Below are 15,479 nucleotides of genomic sequence, written 5' to 3'. Positions count from 1 at the left end.
GGGAAGGCCAGGGAAGCTGGCCGGTGTGGAGATCGTTATCGCACCTCAACATTGGTTGAGGTCAAGGGCGGCGTGGAGGCGTGGTAGTGCCGGCCGCTGGCCGGCAATCAGGCAACATCGGGATGCCGGCCAGCGGCCGGCACTACCGCTCCTTGCACGCGCCATCCACCTGCGCGCCCTGGTGCTTGCTGCTCCAGGTCTTCAGCTGGCCGGCCAGCGGCTCGAAACGCTGCCGCGGTTGAGGTCAGGCGCGGAAGCAGCTTCTGTAGTGCCGGCCGCTGGCCGGCAATCAGGCAACACCGGGATGCCGGCCAGCGGCCGGCACTACCGCAATCAGCTCAGCCACTCCTTGCATGCACCATCGGCCTGCTCGCCACAGGCCTGCTGCATCCGCTGCTGCAGGCGCGCCAGCGTCTGCGCGCCCTGGTGCTTGCCGCTCCAGGTCTTCAGCTGGCCGGCCAGCCGCTCGAAACGCTGCCGCGTGCGTTGGTGGTAGCCCGACGGCTGGGCGTCCAGTTCGGCGATCAGCGCGGTGGTGGCTTGTTCGATACGCGGTGCATCGTCCGGTGCAAGCTTCAGCAGGCCTTCGACGTACAGCACGCCCCACTGCACGCGGGTGGCCGGCCCTTGCGCGCTGTCGTACGCACGCTTCAGCCATTCCAGTGCGGCGGCGTTGTCGCCGCGTTGCTCGGCCAGTTCGGCCAGTTCGGGCATGTAGTAGTACGGCTGCTCGCTACGCTTGAGCTCGGCCAGCAGCAGTGCCTCGGCGCCGGCATCGTCGCCGACCTGGCGCAAGGCGTAGACCGCGCTGCTGATCGTGGCCTGCCGCGCATGCGCATCGCTGGCGGAGGCATCGGCGGCAGCCACGCGCTGCTGCACGCGTTCGATCAACGCGGCCGGCAACGCGCCCTTCGGCTGCGCCTGGCGCGCCAGCGTCACTTCTGTCAGCACGCGCGACAGTGCATCGTCGGCGCGGTCCCCGCGCTCGGTGTCTGCACGTTCCAGCGCGACCAGCAGTTGCTGGCCCAATGTGTTGCTGGTGGCAGGGCCGGCACTGGCCTGCTTGACCAGCTTCGCGCCGGCATAGCCGAGCAGTTCGCGATTGCGACGGACCTCGGCCGGCTGCGCCAGGACCGCCTGCAGCAGTTCGCGCACCTGGGTGGGGGAGGTGGCTGGCTTTTCCGAAGTCGCCAGCGCCAGCAGCGCGAAACGACGTTGCAGCGCCGCGTCCGGTGCCGCCCTGGACAGCTGCTGCAGCACATCGGCGCTGCCGCGCTCGCCGGCCAGGCGGTTGGCGTCCACTTCCCAGCCATAGTCGCCCAGCACCTGCCAGTCCTCGGCGGTCAACCTGTCCGGCGTGGCCAGTGCCGTGGCCAGCGTGGCGGCCACCGCGCTGCGGCGGCTTGCGGCCAGGGTCAGTGCGCGGGTCAGCTCGGCCGCGTCGTTGCCACCGGCCACGCGGGTGATCTCGTTGCGCTTGGGGTCCAGCACGATCAGGGTCGGATAGCCGCGTACGCCGAAACGCTCGCCCCAGGCCTGTGCGCCTTCCTCGTCACCGTCCAGATAGACGGGCACGAACTTGCCGGTCAGCGCGATGAACGCCGGGTCCTTGAACAGGCCGGCCTTGAGCTGGTTGCAGGGCGGGCACCAGACCGCGCCCCAGTACAGCAGCACCGGCTTGCCGCTGTCGGCGGCCTCGGCGAAGGCATCGTCGACATCGCCCTGGCGCCAGGCGATGGCTTTGGCCGCTGCCGGCTCGGAGGCCTGCACCGCGGCAATGGGCGCCTGCGCCGGGGAGCAGGCGCTCAGCGCCGTGGCCAGCAACAACAAGGGAAAGGCAGCGCGCATCGGCAGCATCTCGAAGAGCCAGGGTAAGCCGGCATTGTAGGAAGGGAGGTCGGCTGCATTGATTCAGTTTGATCATGAGCAGCAAGGGGCAGGGCATATGCGCCCTGCGCTCAACCCGGGCGCTGCAGCTCCGCCGCGAGCACGCCGGCCATCCAGGTCATGAAGGCTTCGACACGGCGGGGCAGGTGGCGGCGCTGCGCATAGACCAGATGAACCGGCATCGGCTCGGCCACGCAGTCGGGCAGCACTTCCACCAGGCGGCCAGTGCGCAGTGCATCGCGGGCGCCCAGTTCCGGTACCTGGATGATGCCCAGCCCGGCCAGCGCAGCGGCGCTGTAGCCATCGGCGCTGTTGACGGTCAGCGCGCCGCGCATCGGCCAGCTCTGGTAGCGCTGGCCGTCGAAGTACTCGAAACCCGGCGAGCGCTGGCCGAGGGTGCCGACGTAATGCACCAGGTGGTGCTGGTCCAGATCGGCCAGCACCTGCGGTACGCCGCGCGCAGCCAGGTAGCCGGGGCTGGCTGCGTTGACGATGCGCATCTGCCCGAGCGGACGGGCCACCAGGCTGCTGTCGTCCAGATGGCCCACACGCAGCACGCAGTCGAAGCCTTCGCGTACCACATCCACGCGCCGGTCGGTGGCGCTCAGTTCCACTTCCAGGCCCGGATGCAGGGCCAGAAAGGCGGGCAGCTGCGGGATCACCACGTTGCGGGCCATGCCGCCGGGCATGTCCACCCGCAGGCGACCACTCAGTTCGCTGGGCTGACGCCGGAACAGATTCTGCAGCTCCTCCATGTCGTCCAGCAGGTCGTGCGCGCGCTGCTGCAACTGCGCGCCGTCGGCGGTGAGGTGGACGCGGCGGGTGGTCCGGTGCAGCAGCTGGGTACCGAGGTCGGTTTCCAGCCGGGCGATGGCCTGCGACACACTGGCCTTGGGCAGGCCCAGGCTGTCCGCCGCGCGGGTGAACGAGCCCAGCTCGGTAACGCGCAGGAACACGCGCAGGGTGTCGAGGCGGTCCATCAATTGTTCACCTGGATTGAACAGTAAAATCAGCATCGCGCGATTTATGCGCGACGGCAATCCCAATAGTCTGGCCGCACCTTCTCCTTTCCTGGTGCCTGGCCATGACTGCTTCCTCTTCCCGTGTCGTCCTCATCACCGGCGGCAGCCGCGGCCTCGGCCGCAACGCCGCCCTCGCGCTGGCCGCCGACGGCGCCGATATCGTGATCACCTACCGCGCCCAGGCCGAGGCGGCGGCCGAGGTGGTCCAGCAGGTGCAGGCCCTGGGCCGTCGCGCGCAGGCGCTGCCGCTGGACGTGGCCGACAGCGCGGCCTTCCCCGACTTCGCCGTTCGCCTGCGTGACGCACTGCAGGCGTGGGGAGCCGATACGCTGCAGGGGCTGATGAACAATGCCGGTGAGGGCCTGTACGCGCCCATCGCCGACACCACCGAGGCCCAGTTCGACCATGCCGTGGCGGTGCACCTGAAGGGGCCGTACTTCCTGACCCAGGCGCTGTTGCCGTTGATCGCCGATGGCGGCCGCATCCTCAACGTATCCAGCGGCCTGGCGCGCTTCTCGCTGCCGGGCAGCTCGGCCTACGCGATGATGAAGGGCGGCATCGAGGTGTTCAGCCGTTACCTGGCCAAGGAGCTGGGCGCGCGCGGCATCAGCGCCAACACGCTGGCGCCGGGTGCCATCGAGACCGACTTCGGCGGTGGCCGGGTGCGCGACGATGCGCAGGTCAATGCGATGGTGTCGTCGATCACCGCGCTGGGTCGTGCCGGCCAGCCCGATGACATCGGTCCGGTGGTGGTGGCGCTGCTGTCGCCGGCTACCGGCTGGGTCAACGGCCAGCGCGTGGAAGCCTCCGGCGGCATGTTTATCTGACCGCCGACGTGGCGGTCAACGTGGCGGGGTGAAGGTGAGGGGCTGGTAGACCAGCCCGTTGAACTCGCCTGCCTCGCCGTCCAGCACGAAGCCGTAGCGCTGGTAGGTGGTCACGGCATTCAACGACGCGCGCACGCTCATCGTCGGCGTGCGCAGCTGCGGCAGCACGGCCCGGAACAGGGCGTGGCCGATGCCCCGGCCCTGGCAGCCGGGATCGACGAACAGCATGGCCAGATGCCGGCCTTCCTTCAGTTCGACCACGCCGACGATGCGGTTTTCGTGCTCGGCCACCAGGATGAGGTTGTCGCCGTGCTGGCGCGCAGCGAACGCATCGGCGGCCGCGACGCTGCCGAAGGTCGCGATGCCGACCTCGCCGAGGGACGGCGCGACGGCCACGTTGAAGGCGGACAGGCACAGCGCGCTGATCGCGGGCAGATCATCGACGTGGGCGGGGCGGATCCTCGGCATGCAGTGTTCTTCCTGTGGTGGGCGGCGCGTCATCGCCGCCGTAGCCCTGCACGCTAAGCTGTCGCCATGAGTGAATTCAATGCGGCACACGCGTTGGTGTTTCCGGGGCAGGGCCTGAGCCTGGGCCTGATGACGCCCGTTGCCGCGCACGGGGTGGCCGATCCGCATGCGGCACGACGCATCGCGCGGTTGGCCGATGACCTCGGTTTTGCCGCGCTGTGGACGCGCGACGTGCCGCTGATGGTGCCGCAGGGGCCCGACGCGACCGCCAGCGCGCTGGACGATCCGTTCCTCTGGCTGGGCATGCTGGCGGCGGCCACCGAGCGCATTGCGGTCGGCAGTGCAGCCATCGTGCTGCCGCTGCGGCAGCCGTTGCAGGTGGCGAAGTCGGCGATGAGCCTGGACCGGATCAGCGACGGGCGCTTCCTGCTGGGGCTGGGCTCGGGCGATCGCCCGGAAGAGTTCGCGGCGTTCGGCGAAGACCTTGAGGGCAGGGCGGCGACGTTCCGCGAACGCTGGTCACTGCTGCGTGCCGCGCTGTCCGTCGATGCGGAGGAGCGGGCTTCGGTGCGGCAGGCCACGGGTGGTTTCGATGTATTGCCAGCGCCAACCACGCGCATTCCGATGCTGGTAGTGGGCAGCGCACGGCAGAGCCTGCAGTGGATCGCGCGCGAGGCCGAAGGCTGGGCCACCTACCATCGCGAAGAGGCGGCGCAGGAAGGCCGCATCGGGTTGTGGCAGCAGGCGCTGGCGCAGCAGGGCGGACCAGCCAAGCCGTTCGTGCAGTCGATGCTGCTGGATCTGCAGACCGATCCACAGGCGCCAGCGGAAGCGCTGCCGCTGGGCCTGAAGGTTGGGCGCGAGGGGCTGCACGACTACCTGCAGCGCGTGCACGCGCAGGGCGTGGCGCATGTGATGTTCAACCTGGTCGACAACGGGCGGCCGGTGGAGCAGGTGCTGCGCGAGATCGGCGAGCACGTCCTGCCGGACCTGCTTCGGTAGGTGTCCACCTGGGTGGACACGGGGTTGCCGTTGCGGCCGATGCTTCTTTCGCGCAGCAGCAGTCGAGCATGGCTCGACTCTACATCGAGCGTGCATCTGCGTATCATTCGCGTTTGATATCCCGCTTCCGGAGTTCTGCGTGACCCCATCGACCCCCATGCACCCGAGCGGACGGCTGTTTGCTGCCGTGGCCTTCATCGAGGCCATCACCTGGGCCGGCCTGCTGATCGGTATGTGGATGAAGTACGGGCCGATGGCCAATGTGGCGCTGGTGAAGCTGTTCGGCCCGCTGCACGGCGTTGCCTTCCTGGTCTACGTGGCGGTCACCCTGTTTGCCGCGGTGCGCCTGCGCTGGCCGTGGTGGGCGAGTGCGCTGGCATTGCTGGCGGCCATTCCGCCGCTGGTGACCCTGCCGCTGGAATGGTGGTTCAAGCGCCGTGGTCTGCTGGGTCTGCGTGCAACGCGCTGAACCCGCTGTTGCATGCCCATTCAAGAGAATGGGTATCAAATGCAAATACGAGCCGTTATCATTTGAGGGTGGCGTCTGCTCCTGAACGGGGCGGATGCCGGGCCGGGCGCAGCTGCGCGTCCGGTGATCCTTCCCTGTTACGGCTGGTGTTCCATGCACGCACGTCCCGTCGTTCCCGGCTTGCCGGCGCTGGTGTTGGCGGCCCTGATCGGCACCATGGCGATGATGTCCTTTGTCGCGGTGATCGGCCCGGTGGTCCGCCTGCTCGGCCTGTCCGAATGGCACGCTGGCCTGTCGGTCACGGCTGCCGGCGTGCTGTGGATGCTGGCCGCACGCCCCTGGGGCCAGCTCAGCGACCGCATCGGTCGCAAGCGCGTGCTGATGCTGGCGATGAGCGCCTACACCGTGGTCTACATCGCGCTGGCGGTGTTCATCGATGTGGCCCTGCAGACGGTGCCACCGGTGCTGGTCTCGGTGCTGGTGCTGGTCGGCGCGCGCGGCCTGATCGGCCTGTTCTATGCCGCAGTGCCGCCCACGGCGGCGGCGCTGATCGCTGACAAGGCGCCGACCGGGCAACGTGCCAGATTCCTGGCCCGGCTGGGCAGCGCCAACGCGCTGGGCATGGTGCTGGGGCCTGCCGCGGCCGGTTGGCTGGCGTATACCCATCTGTCGTTGGCGTTGTACGTGGCCGCGTTGCTGCCTCTTCTTGCCCTGGCGCTGCTGGCCTGGCGGTTGCCGGCCACCGAGCCGGTGGTTGGCGCGTCCGCGCCGCGCCGTCCACCGATGAGCCGCCTCGACCCGCGCCTGCGCCTGCCGCAGCTGGCAGCGTTCATCGCCATGGTCTCGGTGACCATCGCGCAGGTCACGGTCGGCTTCTTCGCCATCGATCGTCTGGGCCTTGATGCAGCAGCCGGTGCGCGCATGGCGGGCATCGCGCTCACCGCGGTCGGTGTCGGCCTGATCCTGGCGCAGGCGCTGGTGATGAAGCTGGACGTGCACCCGCGTCGCTGGATCATCCTGGGCGCGCTGATTTCCGGCATCGGTTTCGCTTCGGTGGCGGGTGTGCAGCAGGCCTGGCAGTTGCCGGCGGCCTACGCGCTGGCCGCCTTCGGCATGGGCTTCGTATTCCCCTCGTTCCAGGCGCTGGCTGCCGATGCGGTGCAGGCGCAGGAGCAAGGCGCCGCCGCCGGCACCGTGGCCGCCGCCCAGGGCCTGGGCATGGTGGCCGGGCCGATGCTCGGCACGCTGTTGTATCGCGGCGGGCCGAGCCTGCCTTACCTGCTGGTGGGCGCGCTGCTGCTGTTGCTGTGCGCGCTGGCCGCAGCGCATCGGATGAAGGAGACCGCATGAACGATTCCCTGATGCAGGGCGCGTGGCCGGAGGCTGTGCCATCGCCGCTGGAAACCACGGACGACGCCTCGTTGTTCCTGTTGCAGCACGCCGGCCAGCATGTGCATGCGCGTGGTTGCCGCGCGGTACTGCCCGCTGGGGCGCTGGCGACGCTGGCCGAACGTGCCAGCACGTTCTTCGCGCAACAGCGCGGCGGGCCGGGCCTGCTGGTCGGTGCGGTGCCCTTCGAGCCGCGCGCCGACGATGCGTTGTACCAGCCCGAACGCCTGCTGCCGCCGTTGCCGTTGCAGCCGCAGGCAGCACCGCCGCTGGACGGTACGCTACGGGCCGAGCCTGCGCCGCAGGTCTACGCGGCGGCCGTGGCGGCCGCGGTGCAGGTGCTGCGCGCACCGGAACACGATCTGCACAAGGTAGTGCTGGCGCGCAGCCTGCTGGCGCACACCCGCCATGCGCTTTCACCGGAGGTGCTGCTGGCGCGGTTGGGTGCCGATCCTTCGGTGGCGACCTATGCGGTGCCGTTGCCGGTGGAACTGGGTCAGGCGCCGGCCTGGCTGGTGGGGGCGACGCCGGAGCTGCTGCTGCGCAAGCGCGGCACCCAGCTGCTGTCGCATCCGCTGGCAGGATCGGCGCGACGCAGTGCCGATGCCGCCGAAGACGAGCGCGCGGCTCAGGCGCTGCTGGCCTCGGCCAAGGATCACGACGAGCACCGCCACGTGGTCGAGGCGATTGTCGATGGGTTGGCGCCGTACTGCCGCCACATCGATGCGCAACCCCGTCCCGCGCTGCACGCCACGGCCAGCATGTGGCACCTGGGCACGCGTATCCATGCCACGCTGAAGGATCCGCAGACCTCGGCCGCCGAGCTGCTGGCACAGCTGCATCCCACGCCGGCGGTCTGCGGCACGCCGCGCATGGCCGCACTGCAACGCATCCGCGAACTGGAACCGGTACCGCGTGGCTTCTATGCCGGCGCGGTCGGCTGGCTGGATGCACAAGGCGACGGCGACTGGTACGTGGCGATCCGCTGTGCACGGTTGCAGGGCACCCAGCTGCGCCTGTACGCCGGTGCCGGCATCGTTGCCGAGTCGCAGCCCGAGGCCGAGGTGGCCGAAACCGCAGCGAAGTTCGCTGCCCTGTTGAACGCACTGGGCGTGCATGACGCCGCGCCCGCGATCGAGCCCGCCGCATGAACACACCGACCGTTTTCTCACGCCTGCCATTGCAGCAGGTCTGGCCCGAGCCCCTGGTGGCGCGCTATCGCGAGGCCGGCCACTGGCGCGGGGAGACCTTCCCGGCTTTCCTGCGCGAACGGGCCGAGCGTTATGCCGATGACATCGCCGTCGTCGCCGGCGACGTGCGCCTGAGCTATGCACAGCTATGGCACGAAGCCGGGCGCATCGGTGCCGGCCTGCTGGAACGCGGGTTGCAGCCGGGTGAGCGGGTGCTGGTGCAGCTGGGCAACACGGCCGGTTTCATCGCCACGGTCTGTGGCCTGTTCCGCGCCGGCCTGGTGCCGGTGTACGCGCTGCCTGCGCATCGCATCACCGAACTGGTACATTTCGCCCGCAAGGCCGAGGCCAGTGCCTACATCACCACCGACCTGCACGATGGCTTCGATCACCGGACGCTGGCGCAGGCATTGCAGGCCGAAGTGCCGGCGATACGCGAGGTGGTGATCGATGGCGATGCGCAGGCGTTCATCGCGCTGGACGGGCTGCAGGGGGACCGCAGCCAGCTGCCGGCCGACCCGGATCCGCAGTCGGTGGCCTTCCTGCAGATTTCCGGTGGCAGTACCGGCCTGTCCAAGCTGATTCCGCGCACCCACGACGACTACATCTATTCGTTCCGCGCCAGCAACGCGATCTGCGGCATCGACCGCGACAGCGTGTACCTGGTCGCGCTGCCGGCGGCACACAATTTCCCGATGAGCTCGCCGGGCTTCTTCGGCGCGCTGTATGCCGGTGCCCGTGTGGTGCTCAGCCCCGGCCCCGGCCCGGATGCGGCGTTCCCGCTGATCGCCCGCGAGCGGGTGACCTGCTGCGGCCTGGTGCCGCCGCTGGCGCTGCTGTGGGCGCAGGCCGCAGCCACCGCCAAGCACGACCTGTCCAGTCTGCAGGTGCTGCAGGTGGGCGGTGCCAAGCTGGTGCCGGAGGCGGCGCGGCGGGTCATCGAGGGTCTTGGCTGCACCTTGCAGCAGGTATTCGGCATGGCCGAGGGCCTGGTCAACTACACCCGGCTGGATGATCCGGAAGACCTGATCGTGGCCTGCCAGGGCCGGCCGATCAGCGAGGATGACGAAGTGCGCGTGGTCGATGACCACGACCAGCCGGTCGCCGAAGGCGAGGTCGGGCATCTGCTGACCCGTGGCCCGTACACCATCCGTGGCTACCACAATGATGCGGTGGCCAACGCACGCGCGTTCACCGACGACGGCTTCTACCGCACGGGTGATCGGGTGCAGCAGTTGCCAGGTGGCTACCTGGTGGTGCAGGGCCGTGCTGGTGACCATATCAACCGCGCGGGCGAGAAGATCTCCGCCGAGGAGATCGAGGACCACCTGCTGGCCCACGCGGGCGTGTTCGACGCCGCCGTGGTCTCCATTCCCGATGAGTACCTGGGCGAGCGCAGCTGCGCCTTTGTGATACCACAGGGCGAGCCGTTCAAGGCGCCGGCGCTGAAGGCCTGGATGCGCGGGCGTGGCCTGGCCGCGTTCAAGGTGCCCGACCAGATCGTCTTCGTCGACAGTTTCGATACCACCGCGGTCGGCAAGATCAGCCGCCGCGAACTGCGCGCGCAGCTGCGCGCGCGTCATCTGCAGCAGACAGGAGGAACGCGCTGATGGCGCTGCCCCGTATTACCGATTATCCCTTGCCGACCGCTGCCGAACTGCCGCCGTCACGCGGCCCGTGGCGCCCGCAGCGTGATCGCATCGCGCTGCTGGTGCATGACATGCAGCGCTACTTCCTGGCTGCGTTCGACGCCGGCAACGCGCCGCTGCGGCCGGCGGTGGACAACATCGCGCGACTGCTGGCGCATTGCCGCGCGCACGCCATTCCGGTGTTCTATACCGCCCAGCACGGCGACCAGGACCGTCGTGACCGCGGCCTGCAGGCTGACCTGTGGGGCCCGGGCATGCGCCGCAGTGCCGACCACGAGCCGATCATCGAAGCGCTGGCACCGCAGCCGGGCGAGCATGTGCTGGTCAAGCACCGCTACAGCGCGTTCCAGCGCAGCAACCTGGAAACGCTGATGCGGGTTCGTGGCCGCGACCAGCTGCTGGTGACCGGTGTGTATGCGCACATCGGCTGCACCGCGACGGTGGTGGAGGCCTTCCAGCGCGACATCGAAGCGTTCATTGCTGCCGACGCAGTGGCCGACTTCTCGCGTGCCGACCACGATCAGGCCCTGCACTGGATCGCGCGCACCAGCGGTGTGCCGATGACCACCGACCAGTTGCTGGAGGTGCTGTGATGGCGGCCACGGGTGAAGCGCTGGACCTGGAGCGCATGCGCGCCGATGTGGCGCGGGTGCTGGAATGCATGCCGGCCGAGATCGGTGACGACGACAACCTGATGGATCTGGACCTGGATTCAATGCGCATGCTCGGCCTGGTCCTGGCCTGGGGCAACACCGGCCTGCCGCTGGAGTTCTCACAGCTGGCCGAGCACACCACGCTGCGCCAGTGGTGGGGCGTGGTGCAGACACTGCAGGCATCGCAGAACGCATGAACGCCGTTGCGCTGGCCACACCGGTGGCGTTGACCGAGGCGCAGGCCGGGCTGTGGTTCGCGCAGCGGCTGGCGCCGGACAATCCGTCGTTCAACACCGCCCATGCGGTGTGGATCGACGGGCCGCTGGATGTGTCGGCGTTCCTTGCGGCGGTCGACCAGGCGGCGGCCGAGGCAGAGGCCTTCGCGCTGCGCTTTGCCGAGCGTGCCGATGGCCAGCCCGTGCAATGGCATGAGCCGGCGCACGTGCCACGGCTTTCGGTACGTGATGTATCGGCCGAGGCCCAGCCCGCGTCAGTGGCACGTGCGTTGATGCAGGCCGACCGGCTCAGTCCGGTCGATCCAACCCGCGACCGGATCAGCCAGCAGGTGCTGTTCGACCTGGGCGGGCAGCGCTGGGTCTGGTACCTGCGCGTGCACCATCTTGCCGCCGACGGCTACGGCATGGCGCTGTTCACCGATCGCGTCTGCGCGCTGTACGCCGGTCGTGCGGGCGAACCGATGCCAGGACTGGCAGCGGTGCTGGCCGATGATGCCGCTTACCGAGCCGATCCACGCCGTGCAGCCGCTGGGCAGTGGTGGCGCGAGCAGATGCAGGGCGCCCCGGCCGGCGCTGGCCTGGCGGGATCGCTGGAGGCGAGCAGCGACGCGCTGCGCTGGGTGCAGCCGCTGGATGCGGCGTTCCGCGAGCGCCTGCTGCAGGTGTCGGCAGGTTGGTTGCAACCCTGGCCGGATGTGCTGGCTGCGCTGTCGGCCGAGTACCTGCGGCGGATGAGCGCTGCCGACGAAGTGGTGCTGGGCGTGCCCTACATGGGCCGCCTCGGCAACGCGTCGGCGCGGGTGCCGGCGATGGTGATGAACGTATTGCCGCTGCGTGTGGCAGCCGGCGAGGGCAGCGTCGAGGCCTTCACCCGCGCGCTGGGCCTGCAACTCAGCCGGAGTCGCAAGCGTGGTCGTTACCGGGGTGAGCAGCTGCGCCGCGATCTGGGCCTGGTCGGCGCGCAGCAGCGCCTGCACGGCCCGATGGTGAACGTGCAGCCGTTCTACAAGCCGTTGGCGCTGCCGGGTGTACAGGCGACGCTGGAGGTACTGTGTACCGGCCCGGTTGACGATCTGACGCTGGGCTTCCGCGGCGATGGCCAGACGTTGCTGGATCTGGAGATCGAAGCGAATCCCGCACTCTACAGCCGCGAGGATGCGGAAGCGCATGCGGCGCGGCTGCTGCATTTCGTGTCGACGGCGCTGGGCGCTGATGACATTGCGACGGTGCCGCTGGCCACGGTCGCGGAAGCCCAGCGTGTGGTGCACGACTTCAATGCCACCACGCATGCGCTGCCACAAACCACGCTGGTCGAGCTGCTGCAGCAGGGCATGGATCGTGATCCGCAGGCGCCTGCGCTGGTGTTCGGCGAAACGGCGCTGGACCATGCCACGCTGGAAGCGCGCAGCTTCGCACTGGCGGCACAGCTGCGGGCGACGGGCGTCGGCCCCGGCAGCGTGGTGGCGGTGGCACTGCCGCGTTCGCTGGAACTGGTGATTGCACTGGTGGCGGTGCTGCGCGCAGGGGCGGCCTACCTGCCGCTGGATCTTGCCCACCCCGATGAGCGCTTGGCGCGCATCCTTGCGTCTGCGCAGCCGGCGTGTGTTCTGGCCGCGGCAGACGTGCAGGCGCGCATGCCTGGCGTGCCCGTTCTTGCGCCGGAGCAATGGACCGCGCTGAGCTTTGCTGCGCCCTGGGCCGACCCGGCACCTGATGATGCGGCCTACGTGATCTATACCTCCGGCTCGACCGGCGAACCCAAGGGCGTGGTGATCGAGCACCGCGCCATCGTCAACCGCCTGCTGTGGATGCGCGAGTATTACGGTGTCCGCGCCGACGACCGGATCCTGCAGAAGACGCCGGCCACCTTCGATGTCTCGGTCTGGGAGTTCTTCCTGCCGCTGCTGTGCGGTGCCACGCTGGTGATTGCCGGGCCGGATGCGCATCGTGATCCCACCGAGCTGGCGCGACTGATCAGAGCGGAAGGCATCACCACGGCGCATTTCGTGCCGTCGATGCTGGATGCCTTCCTGGCGGCGCCGGCCTCCGACGGCCTGCAGATGCGCCGGGTGTTCACCAGCGGCGAGGCGCTGGACGCCTCGCTGCGTGATCGCTTCCACGCGCGCGTGCAGGCCGAACTGCACAACCTGTATGGCCCGACCGAAGCGGCTGTGGACGTCAGCTATTGGCCTGCGTCTTCGCAGGATCGGTCACGGCCGGTGCCGATCGGCTTCCCGGTCTGGAACACACGCCTGTACGTGCTGGACGCGCGGATGCAGCCGCTGCCGGTGGGCGTACCCGGCGACCTGTACCTGGGCGGCGTGCAGCTGGCGCGTGGCTACCTGGGCCGCGACGACCTGACCGCCGAACGCTTCCTCGCCGATCCGTTCCTGCCGGGCGAGCGCATCTATCGCACCGGCGACGTGGCGCGCTGGCGCGCCGATGGCGCGGTCGAGTATCTCGGCCGCAGCGATCATCAGGTGAAGCTGCGTGGGCTGCGCATCGAACTGGGCGAGATTGAAGCGGCGTTGCGCGAGCTGCCGGGCATGGACCGGGTGGAAGTGCTGCTGCGGCATGATGCCCCCCATGATGCGCGGCTGGTGGCCTATGTGCCGGCCGCGCTGGCCGATGCGGCAGTGCTGCGCAGCCATCTGGCCACGCGTGTGCCGGACTACATGGTGCCATCGGCCTTCGTGGGCGTGGATCACTGGCCGGTGACCGCCAACGGCAAGCTGGACCGCAACGCGCTGCCGAAACCTCCGCAGCAGGCGGTGGCTGGACTGGCCGCGCGCACACCGCTGGAGCGGGAGCTGGCGGGCCTGTTCGCCCAGGCCCTGGGCCGCGCCGAGCCGGTAGCGGTCGACGCCGACTTCTTCAGCCTGGGCGGTGATTCGCTGTCTGCGGTGCACCTGTTGCTGGCCATTGAACAACGTTGGCGCTGCGATCTTGGCTTGGGCGCGTTGTTCGCGCAGCCGACTGTGGCCGCGCTGGCCGTACGCATCGCCGAACCACCGGCGCTGGCCGACCACGCATTGGGCCCGGTGATCGCACTGGCCGCAACCGACGCCACCGGGCCTTCACCGCTGTTCGTGTTGCACCCGGCCGGTGGCATCGCCTGGAACTACCGAACCCTGGCGCGGGCGCTGCAGCCGGCGCGTGCGGTGTATGGACTGCAATCGCCGGCGCTGGACGCACAGCAGCCACTGCCTGGCAGCATCGAGGCGATGGCCAATGACTACGTGCAGCGCGTGATTGCGTTGCAGCCGCACGGGCCAGTGCATCTGCTGGGCTGGTCGGTGGGCGGCATCCTGGCGCAGGCGATGGCGGTGCGCCTGCACGAGATCGGGCGCGAGGTGGGTGAGCTGGTGCTGCTCGATGCCTATCCCAGCGAGTGCTGGCGGGCCGAGCCCGAACCGGACCCGATTGCCGCCCTGCGTGCGCTGCTGGCCATCGCCGGGCACGACCCCGACGCGCATCCGGAACTGGACAGCCGTGAGCGCATCCTGGCGTTCCTGCGTCGCGGCGGCAGTGCGCTGGGCAGCCTGCCGGATGTGGTGCTCGACGGTGTAGTGCGTGCGGTGACCGGCACCAACCGGCTGATCCGCGAGCATCACCACCGGCCATTCATCGGGACCTTGGTGCATGTTCGCGCGGGTCGCGATCATCAGGCGCGGCCGCAGCTGCAGTCGGCACTGTGGCGTGCACACGCACACACGGTGCAGGCGCTGGAACTGCCGTTCCTGCATGCCGAACTGACCGGGCGCGATGCGGTGGCGCAGTTGGCGCCGTGGTTGTCGGCGCGTCTGCGCCAATGGGATGAGCAACAGGAGATCGCAACATGCAGTTGACCGGCTTTGAAGGCCGCGTGGCGTTGGTGACCGGCGCGGCCGGTGGCATCGGCGCGGCCTTGGTGCCGCTGTTGGCCGAGGCCGGATGCACGGTGGTGGCGACTGATCGCCAAGTGCCTGCCGTGGCCGGACCGCGCGTGCAGGCCTTCGCACTGGACGTGACCGACAGCGCGGCCGTGGATGCACTGGTGGACCGCGTGGAGGCCGATATCGGGCCGATCCGGCTGGCCGCCAGCGTGGCCGGGGTGCTGCATGTGGGCGCGGTGGCGGCGACGTCGGATGCCGACTGGCGTCGCGTGTTCGCCGTCAATGCCGATGGCGTGTTCCATGTCGGGCGTGCACTGGCGCGTGTCATGTCGCCGCGCACTGCGGGGGCCATCGTGACCGTCAGCTCCAACGCCGCCGGCGTGCCCCGGCACGGCATGGCGGCCTACGCCGCGTCCAAGGCGGCAGCGACCATGTTCACGCGTTGCCTCGGGCTGGAGCTGGCGCCGCTGGGCATCCGCTGCAACATCGTCGCACCGGGTTCCACGCTCACCCCGATGCAGACCGGCATGTGGCAGGACGCGCATGGCGCCGAGCGGGTGATCGCCGGCAACCTGGAGACCTACAAGGCCGGCATTCCCCTGCGCAAGCTGGCCACGCCGGAAGACATCGCCCATTCGGTGATGTTCCTGCTGTCCGAGCAGGCCGGCCATGTGGCGATGAGTGACCTGTACGTAGACGGCGGCGCCACCCTGCGCGGCTGAGCCCCGACTGCGGACGCCCGGCCGCTGGCCGGCATGCCATGGAGCCCGGTAGTGCCGGCCGCTGGCCGGCAACCTCAGCCAGCTTTCAGG

At 69.4% G+C, this 15,479-nt stretch carries 13 protein-coding genes; 10 read left to right on the top strand and 3 right to left on the bottom strand.

Going from position 1 to position 15,479, the window contains the following annotated elements; genetic code table 11:
• Positions 1-333: 333 nt before the first annotated feature.
• Positions 334-1,857, bottom strand: coding sequence for a thioredoxin family protein (locus C9412_RS05945; RefSeq protein ID WP_107230775.1), 1,524 nt, complete (start codon positions 1,855-1,857; stop codon positions 334-336).
• Positions 1,858-1,958: 101 nt separating this feature from the next.
• Entirely contained in the window at positions 1,959-2,867 is a 909-nt protein-coding gene (locus C9412_RS05940; RefSeq protein ID WP_107230774.1) for a LysR family transcriptional regulator, read from the bottom strand.
• A gap of 104 nt (positions 2,868-2,971) precedes the next feature.
• Here C9412_RS05940 and C9412_RS05935 point away from each other — a divergent pair, with 104 nt between their 5' ends.
• The gene (locus tag C9412_RS05935) at positions 2,972-3,736 is read left to right on the top strand and encodes an SDR family oxidoreductase (protein WP_107230773.1); all 765 of its coding nucleotides are present in this window, start codon (positions 2,972-2,974) and stop codon (positions 3,734-3,736) included.
• 15 nt (positions 3,737-3,751) lie between these two features.
• Here C9412_RS05935 and C9412_RS05930 read toward each other — a convergent pair whose 3' ends face one another.
• A complete protein-coding gene (locus C9412_RS05930; RefSeq protein WP_107230772.1) occupies positions 3,752-4,204 on the bottom strand; it encodes a GNAT family N-acetyltransferase in 453 nt (150 codons plus the stop codon).
• A gap of 66 nt (positions 4,205-4,270) precedes the next feature.
• Between C9412_RS05930 and C9412_RS05925 the strand changes: the two genes are divergently transcribed.
• The 9 genes from C9412_RS05925 (at position 4,271) to C9412_RS05885 (ending at position 15,389) form a co-directional block, all read left to right on the top strand.
• A complete protein-coding gene (locus C9412_RS05925) occupies positions 4,271-5,206 on the top strand; it encodes a TIGR03571 family LLM class oxidoreductase (protein ID WP_107230771.1) in 936 nt (311 codons plus the stop codon).
• Between the two features lie 157 nt (positions 5,207-5,363).
• Positions 5,364-5,675: a DUF3817 domain-containing protein gene (locus tag C9412_RS05920; protein WP_107230770.1), complete on the top strand. Its 312-nt coding sequence runs from the start codon at positions 5,364-5,366 to the stop codon at positions 5,673-5,675.
• Positions 5,676-5,828: 153 nt separating this feature from the next.
• Positions 5,829-7,025 carry an MFS transporter gene (locus C9412_RS05915; RefSeq protein ID WP_107230769.1) on the top strand — a complete coding sequence of 399 codons (1,197 nt, stop codon included), beginning with the start codon at positions 5,829-5,831 and terminating at the stop codon, positions 7,023-7,025.
• A complete protein-coding gene (locus C9412_RS05910; RefSeq protein ID WP_107230768.1) occupies positions 7,022-8,215 on the top strand; it encodes an isochorismate synthase in 1,194 nt (397 codons plus the stop codon). Before C9412_RS05915 ends, C9412_RS05910 begins: the two co-directional genes overlap by 4 nt.
• A complete protein-coding gene (locus tag C9412_RS05905; RefSeq protein ID WP_107230767.1) occupies positions 8,212-9,864 on the top strand; it encodes an AMP-binding protein in 1,653 nt (550 codons plus the stop codon). The genes C9412_RS05910 and C9412_RS05905 overlap by 4 nt, the downstream gene beginning before the upstream one ends.
• Positions 9,864-10,496 (top strand): isochorismatase family protein, encoded by a 633-nt coding sequence (locus C9412_RS05900; RefSeq protein WP_107230766.1) that lies wholly within the window; start codon positions 9,864-9,866, stop codon positions 10,494-10,496. The genes C9412_RS05905 and C9412_RS05900 overlap by 1 nt, the downstream gene beginning before the upstream one ends.
• Complete coding sequence (locus tag C9412_RS05895) at positions 10,496-10,753, top strand: phosphopantetheine-binding protein (RefSeq protein ID WP_107230765.1); 258 nt, start codon at positions 10,496-10,498, stop codon at positions 10,751-10,753. Before C9412_RS05900 ends, C9412_RS05895 begins: the two co-directional genes overlap by 1 nt.
• Positions 10,750-14,640, top strand: coding sequence for a non-ribosomal peptide synthetase (locus C9412_RS05890; RefSeq protein ID WP_107230764.1), 3,891 nt, complete (start codon positions 10,750-10,752; stop codon positions 14,638-14,640). Before C9412_RS05895 ends, C9412_RS05890 begins: the two co-directional genes overlap by 4 nt.
• Positions 14,631-15,389, top strand: coding sequence for a 2,3-dihydro-2,3-dihydroxybenzoate dehydrogenase (locus C9412_RS05885; RefSeq protein ID WP_107230763.1), 759 nt, complete (start codon positions 14,631-14,633; stop codon positions 15,387-15,389). Before C9412_RS05890 ends, C9412_RS05885 begins: the two co-directional genes overlap by 10 nt.
• Positions 15,390-15,479: the final 90 nt, after the last annotated feature.

The organism is Stenotrophomonas sp. Nf1 (genome assembly GCF_003028475.1).
Lineage (GTDB): Bacteria > Pseudomonadota > Gammaproteobacteria > Xanthomonadales > Xanthomonadaceae > Stenotrophomonas.
Note: the sequence above shows the minus strand (reverse complement) of the source record. Positions and strands in the feature narration are given on the sequence as shown.